Genomic DNA, 18328 nt, shown 5'->3' with positions numbered 1-18328 from the left:
TTTTTTGTATAATAGAACTAAATGAAGATAAGGAGCTTGCGATGAAAAAACTTGGATGGTTTATTGTACTGCTTTTTTTAGCAGGTTGCGGGAACGGAGAAAAAGCGGATACTTATGTAATGTTTGAAGGAGAGATTAGTCGAAATCATTCGGGGGAAAATAGGAGTGTCTTTGTGCGTGATTTAACTTCTCGTGATGTGGACTTGCAAGGTGAGACTGAGCTTCAAACAATTAGTAAAATAGAAAATGAAAAGGACGGGCGGGCGCTAAACGTGGAGTCGCTAGAGTTGGGAGACCGTGTCCAAGTCTATTTGAAGGCGGATTTTAAAACAAAAGAAAAAGGTGTTCGAAAAATTGCTTATCAAGATGTTATTAAAATTATGAAGGAATGATTGAATTTTTCTGTTGTCAAAACTACACTTTTTGAAATAGAGAGTATGTATGTGGTTCGCTTCCTTGTAAGGGCTAACAAATGTGTCAAGAAAGGGCTATTTGATATAAAAATAGTAAGAAATTTGTTCAAATGTGGCTAAAATGTGAAACTTTTCAAAAATAGGTTTCAAATCCTCTTTTTTTGAGTAAAATATAAGTGATAAAGGCAGCGATTGGAGGAAGGACACATGAAAAATATGAATGATGGACCGGCTTCTGTAGATGATATTAAGCAAGTTGAGGATCTTTTTGATGAGTTGGGGGATTTAATCGCAAATTGTAAACATTTAGACGCGTTTGAAAAATTGGTTCGAATAGAATTGAAGTTAGATGAGTATCGACTTAAACAAACACCAACTGGGCAAGAAAAGGAGTCTGCTTGTGCGGTGGAATTAGAACGGTTGTTGCGGAATGCTTAGCGTAAAATAGGCTGATGGCAAACGGCGAATTTCGTCGTCTGCCATCAGCCTATTTTTTTATAGCGCTTATGATAGTAAATTGATAAAATGAAAGGGAGAGGATTGTTCGTAATGGAGGTAAAAAGATGCGTCTTGATAAATTGCTTGCACATGCTGGTTTTGGGACAAGGAAAGTCGTGAAGGATGTTTTAAAAAAAGAGGAAGTACTTGTGGACGGAAAACGGGTACGCGATGGGGCTTTTCAAGTGGCGTCAGCGGAAAATATTGTGACGGTAAATGGTCAAATTGTGGCATACGAGGAACAACTATATTACATGCTAAATAAACCGCAGGGCGTTTTAAGTGCTACGGAAGATAAACTTGGAAAGACGGTCATTGATTTGGTGGCAGAAAATGATAGGCGCCGTGGGTTATTTCCGGTTGGTAGGCTAGATAAAGATACTGAAGGACTGCTAATTTTAACGACAGATGGCCAAATGGCGCATGAACTTCTTTCACCTAAAAAACATGTCGCGAAAGTTTATTTTGCACGTATAGAAGGTACTGTGACGGCAGAAGATGCGGCAGTATTTAAAACGGGCGTCACTTTTTTGGATGGCTATCAGGCGATGCCAGCGAGTCTTGAAATTATCAGTACTCATGGTGGCCAATCAGAAGTTCGTGTAACCATTTATGAAGGTAAATTTCATCAAGTGAAGAAAATGTTTGAAGCTCTTCGGAAAAGGGTGTTGTATTTGAAGCGCGAGAAAATGGGTGATTTAGAGCTTGACGAACAACTTGCACTTGGCGAATATCGCCCTCTTTCAAAAGCAGAACTTGCGCTACTTCGAGGGGTCTAATTGGTGTTGCGATTTTAAAATGAGGAAGAGTTGTTTTGACATGTAGTCGGCGCTTTCTTGAAAGTGGTTTTCTGCCCAATAGACGATAATACCAAAAATGGCATGCGCCTGATAACTTGTAAGAACTTGCGGATTGATGTTAGTGAAGCCGGATTTAGTGGCATCACGCAGAATCAAGTCTTGAATAACATGGCAGACACGATTTTGAAAATCGGGACCGATTTTTGAGGAAATAACATGGCTATAAAATAATTGATTTTTATATACGTGGTCAAAAATTTTAATCATATAGGGTTGTAAATTTTCAATGGAAAAAGTAGTGGTTTGTTTATAAGGTTCGTCATAGGCAGTGCGCAAATCGTTTAGAACAGACTCTATCATTTCGTTTAGCAAATCCTCTTTTTCAACATAGTGTTTGTAAAAAGTAGAACGATTGACGTCTGCTTCTTGAACGAGAGCGGTGACGGTGATTTGATCAACATTTTTTGTTTTTAGTAACTCTAAGAAGGCTAGATAAAAGGCTTTTTTTGTTTTTTGGATACGTCTATCCATGTTTACCCCTCCTATTTTTACTTATTCAACATATATCAAAAAAGTGATGCTTAAGCAACGATAATGACTTCTATTACTGATTGTATCCGCTTTCAATGAGTTGTATACTTGAGTGGAGAGCTAGAAATCTTAGCTACAAAGCAATCAAGGAGGTAATATTAATGGGGAAATTAGAAGGAAAAGTTGCTGTTATCACTGGTGCGGCGTCTGGTATGGGGAAACAAATTGCGTTACTTTATGCAAAAGAGGGGGCAAAGGTCGTTGTGGCAGATTTGAACTTGGAAAATGCCGAAGCGACTGTCGATGAAATTATAGAAAGTGGTGGCGAAGGTATAGCGGTTGCGGCAAATGTTGTGAAGCAAGCAGAGATTGATGCCATGATTGATGCGGCTGTTAATAAATACGGCAAGCTTGATATTTTGGTGAATAATGCAGGTATCATGGATAACTTTGTGCCTGTATCGGAAGTGACAGATGACCTTTGGGACCGCGTTTTAGCCATTAATACAACTGGTGTTATGCGGGCGACTCGAAAGGCTATTCCACTGTTTGAAGAAAAAGGCGGCGGTGTCATTGTGAATATTGCATCTGCAGGCGGTCTTTTTGGTTCACGGGCAGGTGCGGCTTATACAGCGTCTAAACATGCCGTCGTTGGTTTAACTAAAAATATTGGCTTCCAATATGCGAATAAAAATATTCGTTGTAATGCTATCGCGCCTGGCGCGGTGAATACAAATATTGGAACTTCTATTTATGATCCGAGTGCTTTTGGGCAAGAACGAGCGATGGCAGGCATGAATATTAATCCTCGTGTTGGTGAGGCTTCTGAAATTGCGAAGGTAGCTTTATTCCTTGGTTCAGATGATTCAAGTTTCGTAAACGGTGCTATTATTACAGCAGATGCTGGGTGGACGGCGTATTAAATAATAAACGAGAGTATAAGAAGAGGGGGATTTTCTATAATTTAGAAGATACCTCTTTTCTATGTGGCCATTTTTAAAAATTTCTTTCTCTTGAAATAAAGCGCTTTTATTGTTATTATAAACATGTGTTTAAAAAACAAACAAAAGTTTGGAAATGGAGGTGTTCTCCGTGGAAAACGAAAATCAAAAAATGAGTGAAAAAGAAGAAATTATTTTTAATTCTATCCGCAAAAATCCGTACATTTCACAACAAGAACTTGCAGATATTTTAGACCTTTCAAGACCGACTGTTGCCAACTTAATTTCTGGTTTGATTCGAAAAGGGCGAATTTTAGGTAAAGCTTATATTTTAAACGAATCAAAGCAAATCGTTTGTGTTGGTGGCGCGAACGTGGACCGAAAATTTTATATGAAAGATAAGTCGCAGCTCGGGACGTCAAACCCAGTCCGGTCTTCGCAGAGCGCAGGCGGTGTAGCACGGAACATTGCTGAAAACTTAGGGCGACTTGGAAAAGAAGTGATTTTACTGACAGCGTGCGGTGCTGATGCCGACTGGGAAGCAATTGTTCGAGCAAGTGATACGTACATGAATTTAGATTACGTCACCGCTTTTCCGAGTATTTCAACAGGCTCTTATACGGCGGTTTTGGAAGGAAATGGGGATTTACTTGTGGCGCTTGCTGATATGGAGGCGTACGAACATCTGACGCCAGATGCACTGCGCAAAAATGAAGCCGTGCTAGCGCGTTCTAGTGCGATTGTTGCTGATTTAAATTGTCCGAAAGAGTCGCTTGCCTATTTAGGTAACTTTGCAGAAGCAAGTCAGGTGCCACTCGTCTTGGTTCCTGTATCCTCGCCTAAAATGGTGCGTCTCCCGGAAGATTTGCATCAAGTAACTTGGCTTATTGCGAATCGTGATGAAACAGAGACGCACTTTGGGTTGCAGATTGAAAACGAGAATGACTGGCGTTTGGCTGTCCAGAAATGGCTTGATACAGGCATTCAAAATGTTGTTATCACAAATGGGAAACATGGTGCAATGGCAGGAAATCATGTGGAAGGTATTATTCATGAGCCGGCAATTGTAGCATCAGAAATTCGGGATGTGACAGGTGCTGGGGACGCTTTTTGTTCCGCTGTCATTTATGCTTGGCTTGAAGGCAAGACGCTTCGTGAAACGATTCTTGCTGGAAGTGTGAATGCGTATAAAACGCTGTTATCAGAATTTACAGTGCGACAAAATTTATCGACATCTGAACTACAAAAAGATTTGGAGGAAATAAAATGAAAAATTATTTATCATTTTCAGAAGAAGTGAAGGCGGCAAAATTAGCAGGGAAACCAATTGTGGCTTTAGAATCGACCATTATTTCACATGGCATGCCATATCCGCAAAATGTTGAAATGGCACGTGAAGTGGAGGAAATCATTCGTGAAAACGGTGCTGTTCCTGCGACTATTGCTATTATGGATGGGCAAATTAAGATTGGTCTTTCAGATGCAGAGTTAGAACTTTTTGCAAAAAGCGAGAATGTGGCAAAAGTTTCCCGTCGTGACATTGGGTATCTCGTTGCTACCAAACAATTAGGGGCGACTACTGTTGCAGCGACTATGATTTGTGCGGAGCTTGCTGAGATTGCAATTTTTGTAACTGGTGGAATTGGCGGTGTGCACCGCGGTGCTGAAACAACGATGGACGTATCGGCAGACCTTGAAGAATTAGCGAAAACGAATGTGGCAGTCATTTGTGCTGGCGCGAAATCGATTCTTGACTTAGGCTTAACAATGGAATATTTGGAAACAAAAGGGGTGCCAGTAATTGGTTACGCGACAGATGTATTGCCTGCATTCTATACGCCAACGAGCGAAATTGAATTAACGATTCGTGCAGATGAACCAAAAGTGATTGCAGAAAGCTTGAAAGCGAAGTGGGACTTAAAAATTGATGGTGGTGCAGTGATTGCCAACCCAATTCCAGAGGCACACGCCATGCCTGCTGACAAAATTAATGCGGTAATTCAAACAGCTTTGAAAGAAGCAGATGAAAATGGCATTCATGGTAAGGATGTAACGCCGTTTTTACTTGCTAAAGTGAAGGAACTTACGGCTGGCAAGAGTCTTGAAGCTAATATTGAACTGGTGAAGCACAATGCTTTAATTGGTTCAAAAATTGCTGTCGCATATCAAAATCTATAAAATGAAATGCTGTGGTTTCTCTAACTGAAATCATGGCGTTTTTTTGTTAAAATAAAAGTAGTAAGATGGAGGTGGAAAACTTTGAAAATGGTGAGTTCATGTTTAGCGGGGATTCCGTGTCGTTATGACGGGGGGCATAAGGAGAATAGGGCGCTAAAAAAAATGGTGGAGAGTCAAGTTGCAATCCCACTTTGCCCAGAAATGCTTGGTGGGCTGCCGGCACCTAGAAATCCAGCTGAAATTGTTGGGGGAGATGGGAAAGATGTCTGGTCTGGTACGGCAAAAGTAATGGATAATTCCGGTACGGATGTGACGGAAATCTATAAAGAAGGCGCGCGCAAAACTTTAGAGCAACTCCGCGAGCTTGGGGTTGAACAAGTTATTCTAAAAGAAAAAAGCCCGTCTTGCGGCGCCTGTCAAATTTATGATGGTACTTTTTCAGGAGAGTTAAAAGAAGGGGTTGGCGTTACAGCGGCTTATTTGCAGTTGAACGGGATGCAAGTTGTTTCTGACGAACAATTTAGTGATGAAAAATAATGTGTTACAATTAATATTTTGCTTTAAATTCTACAGATTGATATACTGATAGTGTTGGAGAAGAATACATTGTCCAAGTATATGGTTTTGATTTTCGCTATGAAAATTTGTGATAAAGGGAGAGCGTCAATGATCAAGGGAAATGTAGAAAAAGAGAGTAATAATGTGTTTTTAAATCAGGAAAAAGTTCAGTTTTTAAATTCAGAAGTGGTGTTTAATGGGAAGAATAATCTGCTAGTTTTAGATGAGAATGCAACTTTGAGAAATTCAAAAATTGTTTTTCATGGTGATAATTCGGTGGTCTATATTAAGAAAACACTTCAAAATCAAATGATGATTAATCTAAATATTCATGCAGGTTCTACGGTGTTTATAGATGAGGGTGCGTCTTTTAATGGCGTTTTAAATGCGATTATATCGGAACATCAAAATCTAATTGTCGGAAAAGATGCGATGTTTTCATTTGGAAGTTGGATACGCACATCTGATGTGCATCCAATTTATCAAATCGAAAGCGGTGAACGAGTGAATAAACCAGCATCGATTTTAATTGGGGATCATGTGTGGATTGGTCAGGATGTTAAATTGCTAAAAGGAGCTACAATTGGTTCTGGTAGTATTGTTGGAGCTAATGCGATTGTCACATCTACTGTGCCAAATAATGCTGTAGTAGTGGGGAATCCGGCTAAAGTGGTGAAAGAAGGCGTTTTTTGGGAAAGACCTTCCATGCATGCAGTTCATCCAAGTGAAGGCGTTACGAAAAATGTGGAGACGAATAAATTTATTTTTAATGGGCCCTCAACACAAAGTGAGTGGAAAACTTTAAGTCAGGCACTATCAAATGATCGTAATTCTCTAGGGAAGAAAGCTTTAATCGATGCTGTAGACCCAAGCTCCAAGCTTTCTTGCTATGTCGATAAGAAAAGTAAAAGTGTTTTTGGTAAATTTAAAAGATGATTTCGAACTGTTTATAAAAAACCACGAAGCTAAATGGCTTCGTGGTTAAATTTTTCTAGTAAACGCGCTTTTTGGGCTTTGAAATCGTTAATTCGCCATGGTTTTGGCGAGAGCGAAAGGATACCTTCTTCTTCTAGTTTCCGCAAGTTGGTTGCGACATATGCACGGGCTAAATTCGTGTAGCTTCCTAAAATCTTTTGGGTGAAAAAGTAGGGAATGAGACACGCGCCGTCATTTTCCATGCGGCCAAATTGATCGCCAATGCGAACTAAGGCGGCGAGGATTTTTTGGTCAGAAGGTAGCTGCGCCTCCGCTTCTCGCAGTAAAATTGGCTGAACGATGCGATTCATTTGAGCAAAAGCAGAAAACACTTTGTGGCTTTTAAAACGGCTATGCGCGTAATCGCGCGAAAAGCGATGAACAGTCATTTCGCTAATGGCTGTATACGTAACGGGTGAAGTTGTATCTGGCTCGATATGTAAAAACCCGATGCCTTCCCCTTTCCCGCAAAAGGTTAAAATGCTATCTTCTTTACACGTATTTTTGCTCATTGCGGCTACGCCTTCTGTAACTATGTAAAAATATGGATGATTATCGCCTTCGAGCAAAATATTTTCTCCGCGTTTCACGCTTTGGCGAACGTACGGGAGTGTCGCTTCATCTGCCTCATGTAAAACTTCTGCAAGACTGGGCTTTTGTGCCTCTGCTGTCCCTTTTTCTAAAACCATAACCGAGTCCCCTTTTCTCAGTATTTGTTTTTTATTATACGGGAGAAAAAGGGGATTTTAAATTATTTAGACTGTGTAGTATTGAGCGTGTCCTCCGTAAGTTTATTGGTGTCGGGGAGGAGTTTGCTTTTGATGAGCTGGCGGCGAATTTTAAGTCCGATGTAGCCTGCTAAAATGGCTTTTAGGATACCTGGGATGATAAACGGGAGAACTCCCGCGAAAAAAGCGGCGCTTAGCGTCATACCTGCGCTAATTTGTAACCAAAACATCCCGAAAAGGAGCGTCACGAAAGCTCCGAGAATATTTGCGATGCTAGCATTCAAATTGGTGTAGCCAAACTTGTCGAGCAGAAAACCAGTTAAAAAGGCATTGCCGATAAAACCAATGATAAAGCCACCGGTGACACCTAAAATGATACCAAGTCCAGCTGTCATTCCTTGGAAAACTGGAATGCCAAAAGCGCCAAGCAGGATGTAGACGGTGACTGAAATGGTGGCGTGACGGGCGCCTAGAATGGTGGCGGCAAGCCCAACGGCAAATGTTTGTCCGGTAAAGGGGATAGGGCCAAGTGGAATTGCGATTTGAGCTAAAATGGCAATAATGACGGCAAAAAGCGCGTCGACAATTAAAAATTTCAATTTTGTATGTGGCAAAAGGTTCACTCCTTAATGTTAACTTTTATTTTTAAAGGTTAACATTAAAAGCGTTTTTTTTCAAGAAAAAAAGGGTATGGAAGGAGGAGTGAAATCATAAAGGGGTGTTTGAAATGACTGTAAATGTAAGAAAGGCAAGGCTTGAAGATGCGACTTCCATTCAGCAAATTGCGGAGAAATCTTGGCATGATACGTATGAAAATATTATTCCAGTTGATGTGCAAGACAATTTTTTAAATAAATTTTATAATTTAGAGACACTTAAAAATCGAATTGGGGCTACACCTTTTGCGGTCATTGAAAAAGAAGGGGAAGTCATTGGCTTTGCGAATTTTGTGGAACTTGCCAAAGGCAAAAGTGAGCTTTCGGCGTTTTATTTGGATCCAGCTTTAAAGCAAAAAGGCTTTGGTACAAGACTTCTAGATGAGGGAATGAGTCTGTTTCATTTGCCGCTTCCGATGTATGTGAACGTGGAGAAGGGAAACGATGCAGCTTACCGTTTTTATTTGCGGAAAGGCTTTGTTGTAGAAGAAGAGTTTGATGATGATTTCTATGGCTATACGCTTGCGACAATCCGGCTCCATTTGACGCATCATGTGGAAGAGGAAGAATAAAAACACGTACCTAGTTTTTTACTGGGTACGTGTTTTTTGTTTGTACATCTGTACGGAGTTACGTTCGATTAATTCAGTGGCAATGGATAGTTGAATAAATTCACTATTAGAATTGCGGATTCGCCAGTTCATTAGAGCAACTGCTTTTTCTCCCATTGCACTTAAGTTTGTGCACATTGTGGTAAGTTTTGGATTGCTTAAGACTGTGAACTCGGTATTATCAAAACAAATAATTGAAAAGTCATTCGGGATGGTGTGCCCTTTTGACTGCAAGTATGTATTTAAAATAAATCCAAGTCCTGAGTTTACGCAAAACCAGGCGGTTGGAAACTCATCCAACTGGTCTAAAGTTTTATAGAGAGCGGTTTGTTCCTCTTTAATTTGAGTGATTGTAAAAGCTCCGTTAAGCGGGATTTCTGCCATTTTAAGGGCCATTTTATAGCCTTCAAAGCGTTCTGCGTAGCTCGGAGAAAACTGGGTATCTCCTAGAAAACCGATTTTTTTATGTTGTTTCTGAATAAGATGTTCGACGGCGAGAAAGGCGCCGTCTTTATTTTGCGTTAAAATAGCATCAGCTTTTAAGTGCGGATGATGATGATCAATCAAGACAGTTGGGTGTTTTAGATTGATTACTTTCAAACTATAAGCTGTATTAATGTGTGAAAGAAGAAAAACACCAGACCATTCTTCCGTTTCGAGTTCAATTGGTAAAATGCCTTTTTCTGCCTCGATTTCCCCGATTGGAAAAATGAAAAGCTCGGCTTGTTCGATTAAAAGCTGATTTTTAATGCTCGCAATGATTTCACCAAAAAAACTTTTTTGCGCTAGTGCAAATGAACTTGCGAGTAAAGCATATCTCTTTTTAACGACTTCACGTGCAATCTCTTTTTTGTACTGGTAGCCTAATTCGTCAGCCATTTTAAAAACAGCTAGTTTGGTTTTTTCACTTACCCCGTTTTTATTGCCGAGAGCCTGAGATACGGAATTTTTTGTAATGTTGAGGCGATCGGCAATATGTTGCATCGTAACTTTTTTCATAAAAGCTCCTTTTTTTGCGACATAATAATTCTATTATAGCTAGAAAATAGTTTTTTTGCAAAGAGGAATATAATTTTACATGTATTTTTATTAGTAATTTTTATTATGTTGATTTTTTCAAGGTTTTTATCGCATTTTTTAAACTTTTATTAGAAAAGTAATTATTGACATTACAAAATTGTAATGTAATAATGTAATTGTTTATAAAACGCTTACAATTATCGAAGCAGGAGGAGTTAATAATGAAATTCAAAAAGTTAGTTTATGCAGCACTTAGTGTCGTAGCAGCAGGGACGGTTTTGGCCGCTTGTGGATCAGGTGGTAACGAATCCGGTGATGATGGAAAAACGAAAGTAACTTTTTGGGCAGCACCAAACCCTACCCAAGTGAAGTTTTGGAAGGAAATGGCAACAGCTTATGAAAAGGAAAATCCAGATGTAAAAGTAGAAGTTACACAAATGAAAGAAAGCCCGTCTTCTGAAGCGACGATTCAATCGGCAATCGCATCTAAAACGGCTCCAACCATTTCAGAAAATATTAACCGTAGTTTTGCAGCTCAATTGGCTGACAGTAAAGCGATTTTACCTGTCAATAAAGTAGCAGGCTATGACGATGTTATAAAAGAAAGAAATATGACTGAAAGTATGGAAGCATGGACGTTTTCGGATAAAAATCAATATGTTTTACCAGTATACTCAAACCCAATTCTATTCGGCTGGCGTTTAGATACATTAAAAGAACTTGGCTATTCAGAGCCTCCAAAAACATATAGTGAAGCGCTTGAAGTTGGGAAAAAATTAAAAGCCAAATATCCTGACCAAGTTTTATGGGCAAAAGGAGATCTATCTGATCCAACTGCTTGGATGCGTTGGTTTGACTTCTTCCCGCTTTACAATGCAGCATCAAATGGTAATGCTTTTGTGAAAAATAATGAACTAGTAGCTGATAAAAAAGCGGGTGTAGAATTACTTGACTTTATGGGTACTCTAGCCAATCGAAAATTACTTTTAACAGGCGAAGTGACAGATCCTTTTGAAACAGGAACAAGCATTATGACTGACCTTGGACCTTGGACTTTCCCGAACTGGGCTGAAAAATTCCCTGATTTAAAATTTGGAGAAAATTATACCGTTACAACACCACTTGTACCAGATAATATGAAGGATGCAAAAGATGTTTCCACTTATTCAGATGCAAAAGGTATTGTATTTTACGCAAGTGCAACAAAAGAAGAGCAAAAAGCGGCAATGGATTTCTTGAAATTTGTTTATAGTGATGATAAAAACGATTTGAAATTCCTTGAAACAACAAACTTAATTCCAGCACGTGATGATGCAACGGAAAATGAAACATTCCAAGCGTTCTTCAAAGAAAATCCGCAGTTAGAAGTATACGCAGCAAACGTTAAGAATGCGATTCCAGCAATTGATAACGCGGATTACAATGATATTCAACAACTTATTGGGGAAGAAGCATGGAACCCAGTTGTAAAAGGTGAGAAAAAAGGTGCGAAAGCTTGGAGCGACATGACTAAGCAAATTAATAAGGTGCTTGAAGATGAAAAATAAAAACAATAAATTGGGCTGGTTTTTTACTAGCCCATACCTTATCTTTACGGCAATATTCTTTCTAATTCCATTAGTGTGGGCTATTTGGCTCTCACTAACGGATTGGAACATGATGAGCCCAGACATCAATTTTGTCGGGCTCGATAATTTTAAAAAGGCGCTAACAAGTCCATCTGTACATGCGGCATTTTTTGTCACGTATAAATTCTTAATTGTCTTTGTTCCAATGGCACTCATTTTATCCATGTTAGTAGCTGTTTTAGTGAATGGTTTACCTCGGTTTAAAGGCCTCTATTTAGTCGCTTTTTTCCTGCCATATTTATCTTCTGGCGTTGTAACATCCTTAATCGTAAAAGGTTTGTTGTCTTATAACAGTCCGCTAAATGTCTTTTTAAGAAATAATTTTGGCTGGGATATTGACTGGCTAGGAACACCGATGTCAGCGCTATTTATTATCTCCTTAATGATTGCGTGGAAAATGTCCGGTTACTATGCCCTTATTTTGATTTCTGGACTTGCGAGTATTAATGATGAAATTTATGAAGCAGCTGCAATGGATGGTTCGGGAAGGTTCCGCACATTTTGGAAAGTAACCATTCCTATGCTTTATCCGGCACTTTTTACAGTACTTGTTCTTGCTGTTGGTGTGAGCTTTGGTATTTTTACAGAAGTGTACCAATTAACAGGTGGTGGACCGAATTTTGCTACAAATACGTGGCAAATGGAAATTTACAATCAGGCGTTTATTAACTTGAAATCGGGCTACGCTTCCGCAATTTCGCTTATTGCTGCAGTAGTAACATTTGCATCGATCGGCGTTATTAAAAAACTTTTAGAAAAATGGGGTGAACGAAATGGTTGGACGTAATAAGAAAAGCGGAAAGATTATTCGTTATATTTTAACGACAATCCTTATGCTTATCATGGTGTATCCATTTATTTACCTTGTGCTCAACTCGTTTGCTGCATGGGATCAAGTTGATAAAAAAATTATTCCGACGGAGTTTTCTTTACGTTCGTGGCAATGGCTGTTTGGTGATGCTGTGACAGCTGCGCCAGCACCATGGATTCATTCGTTCATTAATACGGTAATTGTATCAACAATTGCAACTGGATTGATGTTGCTATTCGGTTTGACAGTTGGCTATGCACTCGCCAAAGTTAATTTTCGGGGGAAAAGCTTTGTAAATAATGCTATTTTATTCCAAATGTTCTTCCCAGCGATTATTTTACTCATTCCGCAATTCCTAATGATTACCAATGTTGGACTGCTCGATAGCTATGCGGGAATGATTATTCCAACTGCACTTAGTTTGTGGGCTGTTTTCATGTACACGAACTTCTTTAAAGCTATTCCAGATGCGCTAATTGAAGCAGCGCGTTTAGACGGGGCTAGCGATTTGAAAATTCTCTTTAAAATTGTTCTGCCAATGTCAAAATCTATCACAACGGTTATCTTCTTGTTTTTATTCACTGACAGATGGACGAATTTACTTTGGGATTTGCTTGTTTCAAAAAGCGACTCGACCGTTACACTAAACGTGTTGATTTCTCAAATGTTTGGACCTTACGGGACTTATCCAGGACCGATGTATGCGGCTTCTGTTTTACTCACTGTACCGTTAATTATTTTGTTCCTTTGTTTTTCGAAAAAATTCCAAGAAGGTATGCAATTTACATTGAAATAAAGTGGGGAAAACAATGCGTTGGTTTGAAAAAAGTGTGTTTTATGAAGTTTATATGAAATCGTTTTGTGATGGGAATGCAGATGGTTTTGGTGACTTTATTGGTTTGAAAGAACGGCTTCCTTATTTGCGAAAGCTTGGTGTGAATGGGCTTTGGCTTACGCCGTTCTATCCTTCCATGCAAGTTGACAATGGCTATGATGTTTCCGACTATATGGATGTAGACTCGGTCTACGGAACAATGGATGACTTTCGGGCATTTATGGCGGCTGCTAAACAAAATGATATGGCTGTCATTATTGATATTGTTTTTAATCATACTGCGATTAATCATAAATGGTTTGAGAAGCACCCTGAATATTATGTTTGGAAAAAAGAGCCGAACAATTGGGAGTCTTTTTTCGGTGGTTCAGCTTTTACTTATCATGCGAAACAAAATGCATATTATTATCATAGTTTTGCAAAAGAGCAAGTAGATCTTAATTGGACAAATCCAGCTGTTATGCAAGAAGCGAAACGAATTTTGCAGTTTTGGCTAGAGGAAGGTGTGTCTGGTTTTAGGTTTGATGTGATCAACAATTTAACAGTAGATACGGAATTTCATGATAATCCATTTGATGAGCTAGGTGAAATGATTCATAAATTTGACCGGAATCAGCCTGGCGTTCAGGCGGTGATTAAAGAACTAGCGAGCTTTTGCCGAGCATGCAAAAAAGACGTGTTTTTAGTGGGCGAAATTAGTTCGGATGACTTGAATGAAATCGCGTCATACAGCCAAGATGAAATGCTTGATGTCACATTTAATTTTAACTTTGGAAGTATTGAGAAATTATCTGTTAAGAAAATTTATGATGAATTAGTTCGCATGGAAGAAAAATTACGAGAACGAATGCCGACGTTATTTTTTGGAAGTCATGATATGGGGCGCTTGATGTCGCGTTTAGCGAATGAAGATAGGGATATTGCTAAACTTCTGGCATTTTTAATGCTAACCGCACGTGGAATTCCGTTTATTTATAACGGAGAAGAGGTTGGAATGCGCAACCAACTTTTCCATGCGGTTGAGGAGTTTCGTGATATTCAAGGGATTCAAGCTTATCATTTGGCACTTCAAAAAGGTGCGAATGAGCAGTCTGCGCTAGAGGCGGCTAATCAGAAAACGCGCGATGTGGGACGCGGTCCGATGCTTTTTGCGGATGGTCAATCATTCTCAGGAGTAAAACCTTGGATTTTAGGAAGAAATGAATCGGATTTTGACAAAGAGGATATGTTTGAATTTTATAAACGTCTACTTAAATTTCGAAAAAAAGCGGATTTTCAAACGAAAGCGTATGAAAAGCTGGTTTTAGAAGAAGAAGCGATTTGTTATATTCGCGGGCGCTATTTATTTGTGGCAAACTTTGGCGAAACTGATTTTTCTATTAAAGAAAGTGGGAAATTAGTGTTTGGTCAGGCGAAGCGAATTAAAGGTAATTTTAATGTAAGTCCGTTTGACGGCGTAGTGATAGAGTTGGAGGATTAAGATGCAAAGTGCACAAGAATTATTAGAAATATCAAGAGAAACGAGAAAAGTTGGAACTAGCAAAAAAATAATGTTTTTAGGTGTCGACGGTTTTGATGTGTACAATATTACGGCACCGTTTGAATTGGATGGACGGAAGATAATTGCTGGAAGAGTTGAAAAGCGAGATAGTGAGGCATCTTTTATTGCTTTTTTTGAAGAAGTTGATTCGGTAACGTATAAACGAATTGAAGGTGCAACCGAGCTTAAACTTCAAGATCCATTTATTACTTTTATTGACGATAAACTTATTTTAGGGGGCGTTGAAACATTTCCAAACCCTGCGGATGCTACGAAACTAAGCTGGAGAACCAATTTTTATATTGTTCATACTTTAACTGAAATTTCTTTACTATTTACTGGACCAAATGGTATGAAAGATTTGCGACTAAAGCAACTTCAAAATGGTGAAATTATTGTTTTAACTCGGCCACAAGGTGAAAAAGGTGGTCGCGGCAAAATTGGTCATTTACGGATTCATTCCCTAGAGGAACTTACTACTGAACGTATCGAGGCGGCGCCGCTTTTAAATGGCAATTTTATTGGTGAAGACTGGGGCGGCGCAAATGAAATTTACGAGCTTGAAACGGGCGAAATTGCCGTTTTAGGGCATATAGCTTCTTTTGATGAAGAAAATAATCGCCACTATTATCCACTTGTTTTCTGGCTGGAAAATGATACGATTTGTCAACCGGAAATCATTGCGGAGCGGTCAGATTTTATAGATAGTCCTGCTAAACGTGCTGATTTAGTCGATGTTGTGTTTAGTGGTGGCCTCGTGTTTCAAGATGAACACGTCATTTTATATGCTGGCATAAGTGATGCTTCTGCGCAGTATATCGAACTTATTAATCCTTTTAAGAAAGTAGGAATATAAAAATATGAATATTTATCGTTATGAAGAAAACCCTTTGATTACACCACTTGATGTTGTACCCTATCACGAAGGTTATGAAGTTATTGGTGCGTTTAACGGTGGTGTAGCAAAATATGGAGATGAAACACTCCTTCTTTTGCGCGTAGCTGAAAAACCAATTGCGGCACACGAAAATGAAGTGGTTGCTCCGTATTTTAACGTTCAGGAGCAAAAATTGGAACGTGTTTCTTTTGATAAAAATGACCCAACCTATAATTTTGAAGATCCAAGAATGATTCGTCATAAAGATAATTTAGGGGGATTCATTTATTTAACATCGATTTCCTACATTCGAATTGCACGAAGTAAAGATGGACACAATTTTACGCTTGATAAAGAGCCGTTTTTATATCCATTTAACGAATATCAAACGTTTGGGATTGAAGATGCACGCGTGATGCAAATGGAAGACACTTACTACATCACCTTTAGCGCCGTTTCTGAATGTGGTGTTGCGGATGCACTCGTTACAACAAAAGATTTCAAAACGTATGACTACAAAGGCAACATTTTTGCACCTGAGAATAAAGATGTTCTTCTTTTCCCTGAGAAAATTAGCGGCAGTTATTATGCGCTCCACCGTCCAAGTGCAAAAAATATTGGTGAGCTTGATATTTGGCTAGCTTCATCGCCCGATTTAGTTAACTGGGGGAACCATAAGCGCCTCATCGGTGTACGCCAAAATAGTTACGATGATGGACGTGTTGGAGGCGGCTGTACGCCAATTAAAACAAAAGAGGGCTGGCTAATTTTATATCACGGGGCGACAAAAGGACACCGTTATGTGATGGGTGCGGCGCTACTTGATTTAAATGATCCATCCATTGTTTTAAAACGAACAACAGAGCCATTTTTGGAGCCAGTTGCAGAATATGAAAAGAACGGCTTTTTCGGTGATGTGGTTTTTGCTTGTGGAACAATTCAAGAAGGCGACTTGCTTAAAATGTATTACGGTGTAGCAGATACTTCGATGGCTGGCTGTGAAATGAAAATTAGCGATTTGCTAGCACATCTGGAGCGGACGTCATGTTTAGCGAAGTAGAACTTTTAAGATGGCAGCAAGCAAATTTGCCAGAAGAACTTGAAAATGACTTAGCAACAAGTCATGACTTGCACGATCAGTTTTATCGAAATTTAGAATTTGGAACTGGTGGAATGCGCGGGAAAATGGGGGCAGGGCCTAATCGAATTAATATTTACACCATTCGCCGTGCAGCAAGCGGACTTGCGGAATATTTGCATGAACTTGGCAGCTATCAAAACGGGGTTGCGATTTCGTTTGATTCGCGAATTCATTCGCGTGATTTCGCTGCTCAAACCGCCCGCGTTCTAGCGGCAGCAGACATTCCCGTTTTCTTATCCGAAGAACTGCGACCAACACCAGAACTTTCTTTCATGGTGCGCGAATTTAAAGCGGCAGCGGGAGTCATGATAACGGCGAGTCATAATCCAGCTGCGTACAACGGTTTCAAGGTGTACGACGAGACGGGCTGCCAAATTACGCTTGAAGCAGCGAATAAAATAATGCAGTTTATGGAAAAAAAGGCAGATTTATTTGCAATACCAGTCGAAAGAGCAAACTGCCCACTGATTTCATCTGTAGGAGATACAATTGATGACGCCTACTTAAAAAATGTTCAAACGGTGACAAAACGCCAAGATTTCATAACGGATTTTGGAAGCCGATTAAAAATTGTGTATACACCACTGCACGGTAGCGGACGAAAGCTCGTTACAGAAGGACTTAAAAATGCCGGATTCAAAAACATCACCCTAGTCTCCAAACAAGCCAAACCAGACGGGCGGTTTCCAACTGTGGAATCACCAAATCCAGAGGAGTTAGAAAGTTTTAAATTAGCTTTTGACCTCGGGAAAGAAGAAAATGCCGATATTATTTTGGCGACTGATCCCGATGCAGACAGGCTCGGGGTAGCAGTGTTAAATAACGGAGATTATCAAATTTTGACAGGAAACCAATTGGGGGCGCTCATGCTTTACTACCTTCTTACGACAAAGGAAGAGGTAACGAAAAATGATGTGCTCGTGACAACTGTTGTAACGAATGATTTGGGACGGAAAATGGCAAAGCATTTTGGAGCTCAGAACAAAGAGACGCTTACAGGATTTAAATTTATTGGCGAACAAATTGCGGCTTTTGAAAAAACAGATGAGCACTTTTTGTTTGGCTATGAAGAAAGCTATGGCTATTTAGTTGCCCCATTTGTACGTGATAAAGATGCAGTCCAGGCGGCACTTTTAACAGCAGAAATCGCCCTTTATTTTAAAGAAAAAGGTATGTCGCTTTTGACCGTTTTGGATAATCTGTATAAGGAGTTCGGTTATCATCTAGAAGGGCTAACAAATCTGGCTTTTGAAGGTGAAGACGGTACTAAGAAAATGAATGAACTACTCAAAAGGTTGCGGGAAGAAGAAATTTTTCCAAATGTCATACAAAAAATTGACTTTGTAAATGGGCATTTAGGACTTCCAAAGACGAATATGTTACGTTTTGATTTTGAACACGGGGAACGTGTATTCATTCGACCATCAGGAACTGAACCAAAATGCAAAATTTATTTTCAAGTTGTCGAAACGTCTGCCGAGGAAGCTGAAACAGCGCTTCAAAAGCTAACAGAAATGGTACTTAAACAACTTTAAAAGCAAGCTAAGACTTTTATGTGTAATCAAAAGTCTTGGCTTGCTTTTTCGA

Annotated in this window: 20 protein-coding genes; 16 read left to right on the top strand and 4 right to left on the bottom strand. The window is 39.4% G+C overall.

All coding sequences use genetic code 11. The annotated features are described in order from the left end of the window. The first annotated feature begins 41 nt into the window (after window positions 1-41). From R8923_RS09920 to R8923_RS09910, 3 genes are all read left to right on the top strand, one after another. Complete coding sequence (locus R8923_RS09920) at window positions 42-392, top strand: hypothetical protein (RefSeq protein ID WP_485872622.1); 351 nt, start codon at window positions 42-44, stop codon at window positions 390-392. Between the two features lie 228 nt (window positions 393-620). Continuing rightward, complete coding sequence (locus R8923_RS09915; RefSeq protein ID WP_485872621.1) at window positions 621-851, top strand: hypothetical protein; 231 nt, start codon at window positions 621-623, stop codon at window positions 849-851. Between the two features lie 125 nt (window positions 852-976). Then, window positions 977-1690, top strand: coding sequence for a pseudouridine synthase (locus R8923_RS09910; protein WP_485872620.1), 714 nt, complete (start codon window positions 977-979; stop codon window positions 1688-1690). On the opposite strand, the gene R8923_RS09905 is transcribed toward R8923_RS09910, so the two are convergent. After that, window positions 1673-2242 carry a TetR/AcrR family transcriptional regulator gene (locus R8923_RS09905; RefSeq protein WP_485872619.1) on the bottom strand — a complete coding sequence of 190 codons (570 nt, stop codon included), beginning with the start codon at window positions 2240-2242 and terminating at the stop codon, window positions 1673-1675. The genes R8923_RS09910 and R8923_RS09905 overlap by 18 nt on opposite strands. A gap of 161 nt (window positions 2243-2403) precedes the next feature. Between R8923_RS09905 and R8923_RS09900 the strand changes: the two genes are divergently transcribed. The 5 genes from R8923_RS09900 to R8923_RS09880 all read left to right on the top strand — a co-directional run bounded on the left by R8923_RS09900 (window position 2404) and on the right by R8923_RS09880 (window position 6855). Beyond that, window positions 2404-3165 (top strand): SDR family oxidoreductase, encoded by a 762-nt coding sequence (locus R8923_RS09900; protein WP_485872618.1) that lies wholly within the window; start codon window positions 2404-2406, stop codon window positions 3163-3165. Window positions 3166-3334: 169 nt separating this feature from the next. Beyond that, a complete protein-coding gene (locus R8923_RS09895; RefSeq protein WP_485872617.1) occupies window positions 3335-4453 on the top strand; it encodes a carbohydrate kinase in 1119 nt (372 codons plus the stop codon). Then, the gene (locus R8923_RS09890) at window positions 4450-5361 is read left to right on the top strand and encodes a pseudouridine-5'-phosphate glycosidase (protein ID WP_485872616.1); all 912 of its coding nucleotides are present in this window, start codon (window positions 4450-4452) and stop codon (window positions 5359-5361) included. Before R8923_RS09895 ends, R8923_RS09890 begins: the two co-directional genes overlap by 4 nt. 81 nt (window positions 5362-5442) lie before the next feature. Then, on the top strand, window positions 5443-5898 hold the full coding sequence (locus tag R8923_RS09885) for a 2-thiouracil desulfurase family protein (protein ID WP_485872615.1): 456 nt from the start codon (window positions 5443-5445) through the stop codon (window positions 5896-5898). Window positions 5899-6027: 129 nt separating this feature from the next. Beyond that, on the top strand, window positions 6028-6855 hold the full coding sequence (locus R8923_RS09880) for an acyltransferase (protein WP_485872614.1): 828 nt from the start codon (window positions 6028-6030) through the stop codon (window positions 6853-6855). A gap of 29 nt (window positions 6856-6884) precedes the next feature. Here the strand turns inward: R8923_RS09880 and R8923_RS09875 are convergent, their stop codons facing one another. Both R8923_RS09875 and R8923_RS09870 read right to left on the bottom strand, forming a co-directional pair. Continuing rightward, window positions 6885-7583, bottom strand: coding sequence for a Crp/Fnr family transcriptional regulator (locus R8923_RS09875; RefSeq protein ID WP_485872613.1), 699 nt, complete (start codon window positions 7581-7583; stop codon window positions 6885-6887). A 62-nt stretch (window positions 7584-7645) separates the two neighbouring features. Beyond that, window positions 7646-8236, bottom strand: coding sequence for a biotin transporter BioY (locus R8923_RS09870; RefSeq protein WP_485872612.1), 591 nt, complete (start codon window positions 8234-8236; stop codon window positions 7646-7648). A 113-nt stretch (window positions 8237-8349) separates the two neighbouring features. On the opposite strand from R8923_RS09870, the gene R8923_RS09865 reads away from it, so the two are divergent. Next, window positions 8350-8850: a GNAT family N-acetyltransferase gene (locus R8923_RS09865; protein ID WP_485872611.1), complete on the top strand. Its 501-nt coding sequence runs from the start codon at window positions 8350-8352 to the stop codon at window positions 8848-8850. A gap of 18 nt (window positions 8851-8868) precedes the next feature. Here R8923_RS09865 and R8923_RS09860 read toward each other — a convergent pair whose 3' ends face one another. Next, window positions 8869-9888 (bottom strand): substrate-binding domain-containing protein, encoded by a 1020-nt coding sequence (locus R8923_RS09860; RefSeq protein WP_485872610.1) that lies wholly within the window; start codon window positions 9886-9888, stop codon window positions 8869-8871. 242 nt (window positions 9889-10130) lie between these two features. Between R8923_RS09860 and R8923_RS09855 the strand changes: the two genes are divergently transcribed. The 7 genes from R8923_RS09855 to R8923_RS09825 are packed head-to-tail and all read left to right on the top strand — an operon-like array spanning window position 10131 to window position 18276. Then, the gene (locus R8923_RS09855) at window positions 10131-11456 is read left to right on the top strand and encodes an ABC transporter substrate-binding protein (protein WP_485872609.1); all 1326 of its coding nucleotides are present in this window, start codon (window positions 10131-10133) and stop codon (window positions 11454-11456) included. Then, entirely contained in the window at window positions 11446-12324 is an 879-nt protein-coding gene (locus R8923_RS09850; RefSeq protein WP_485872608.1) for a carbohydrate ABC transporter permease, read from the top strand. The genes R8923_RS09855 and R8923_RS09850 overlap by 11 nt, the downstream gene beginning before the upstream one ends. Beyond that, on the top strand, window positions 12311-13144 hold the full coding sequence (locus R8923_RS09845) for a carbohydrate ABC transporter permease (protein ID WP_485872607.1): 834 nt from the start codon (window positions 12311-12313) through the stop codon (window positions 13142-13144). Before R8923_RS09850 ends, R8923_RS09845 begins: the two co-directional genes overlap by 14 nt. Window positions 13145-13157: 13 nt before the next feature. Further along, window positions 13158-14663, top strand: coding sequence for an alpha-amylase family glycosyl hydrolase (locus R8923_RS09840; protein ID WP_485872606.1), 1506 nt, complete (start codon window positions 13158-13160; stop codon window positions 14661-14663). A gap of 1 nt (window position 14664) precedes the next feature. Further along, entirely contained in the window at window positions 14665-15579 is a 915-nt protein-coding gene (locus R8923_RS09835) for a DUF1861 family protein (protein WP_485872605.1), read from the top strand. A gap of 4 nt (window positions 15580-15583) precedes the next feature. Beyond that, a complete protein-coding gene (locus R8923_RS09830) occupies window positions 15584-16660 on the top strand; it encodes a BtaManbiosPhlase (protein WP_485872604.1) in 1077 nt (358 codons plus the stop codon). Beyond that, window positions 16645-18276 (top strand): phospho-sugar mutase, encoded by a 1632-nt coding sequence (locus R8923_RS09825; protein ID WP_485872603.1) that lies wholly within the window; start codon window positions 16645-16647, stop codon window positions 18274-18276. Before R8923_RS09830 ends, R8923_RS09825 begins: the two co-directional genes overlap by 16 nt. Window positions 18277-18328 lie beyond the last annotated feature (52 nt).

Origin of the sequence: Listeria tempestatis, assembly GCF_963575625.1 — a bacterium.
GTDB classification, from domain to species: Bacteria; Bacillota; Bacilli; order Lactobacillales; family Listeriaceae; genus Listeria; species Listeria tempestatis.
This window is presented reverse-complemented; position numbering and strand designations above follow the sequence as displayed.

Coding starts and splice junctions, on each gene's coding strand:
- R8923_RS09830 (WP_485872604.1), top strand. CDS start 15,584: ATGAATATTTATCGTTATGAAGAAAACCCTTTGATTACACCACTTGAT.
- R8923_RS09905 (WP_485872619.1), bottom strand. CDS start 2,242: ATGGATAGACGTATCCAAAAAACAAAAAAAGCCTTTTATCTAGCCTTC.
- R8923_RS09845 (WP_485872607.1), top strand. CDS start 12,311: ATGGTTGGACGTAATAAGAAAAGCGGAAAGATTATTCGTTATATTTTA.
- R8923_RS09915 (WP_485872621.1), top strand. CDS start 621: ATGAAAAATATGAATGATGGACCGGCTTCTGTAGATGATATTAAGCAA.
- R8923_RS09855 (WP_485872609.1), top strand. CDS start 10,131: ATGAAATTCAAAAAGTTAGTTTATGCAGCACTTAGTGTCGTAGCAGCA.
- R8923_RS09890 (WP_485872616.1), top strand. CDS start 4,450: ATGAAAAATTATTTATCATTTTCAGAAGAAGTGAAGGCGGCAAAATTA.
- R8923_RS09900 (WP_485872618.1), top strand. CDS start 2,404: ATGGGGAAATTAGAAGGAAAAGTTGCTGTTATCACTGGTGCGGCGTCT.
- R8923_RS09850 (WP_485872608.1), top strand. CDS start 11,446: ATGAAAAATAAAAACAATAAATTGGGCTGGTTTTTTACTAGCCCATAC.
- R8923_RS09865 (WP_485872611.1), top strand. CDS start 8,350: ATGACTGTAAATGTAAGAAAGGCAAGGCTTGAAGATGCGACTTCCATT.
- R8923_RS09920 (WP_485872622.1), top strand. CDS start 42: ATGAAAAAACTTGGATGGTTTATTGTACTGCTTTTTTTAGCAGGTTGC.
- R8923_RS09880 (WP_485872614.1), top strand. CDS start 6,028: ATGATCAAGGGAAATGTAGAAAAAGAGAGTAATAATGTGTTTTTAAAT.
- R8923_RS09835 (WP_485872605.1), top strand. CDS start 14,665: ATGCAAAGTGCACAAGAATTATTAGAAATATCAAGAGAAACGAGAAAA.
- R8923_RS09875 (WP_485872613.1), bottom strand. CDS start 7,583: ATGGTTTTAGAAAAAGGGACAGCAGAGGCACAAAAGCCCAGTCTTGCA.
- R8923_RS09860 (WP_485872610.1), bottom strand. CDS start 9,888: ATGAAAAAAGTTACGATGCAACATATTGCCGATCGCCTCAACATTACA.
- R8923_RS09825 (WP_485872603.1), top strand. CDS start 16,645: ATGTTTAGCGAAGTAGAACTTTTAAGATGGCAGCAAGCAAATTTGCCA.
- R8923_RS09840 (WP_485872606.1), top strand. CDS start 13,158: ATGCGTTGGTTTGAAAAAAGTGTGTTTTATGAAGTTTATATGAAATCG.
- R8923_RS09910 (WP_485872620.1), top strand. CDS start 977: ATGCGTCTTGATAAATTGCTTGCACATGCTGGTTTTGGGACAAGGAAA.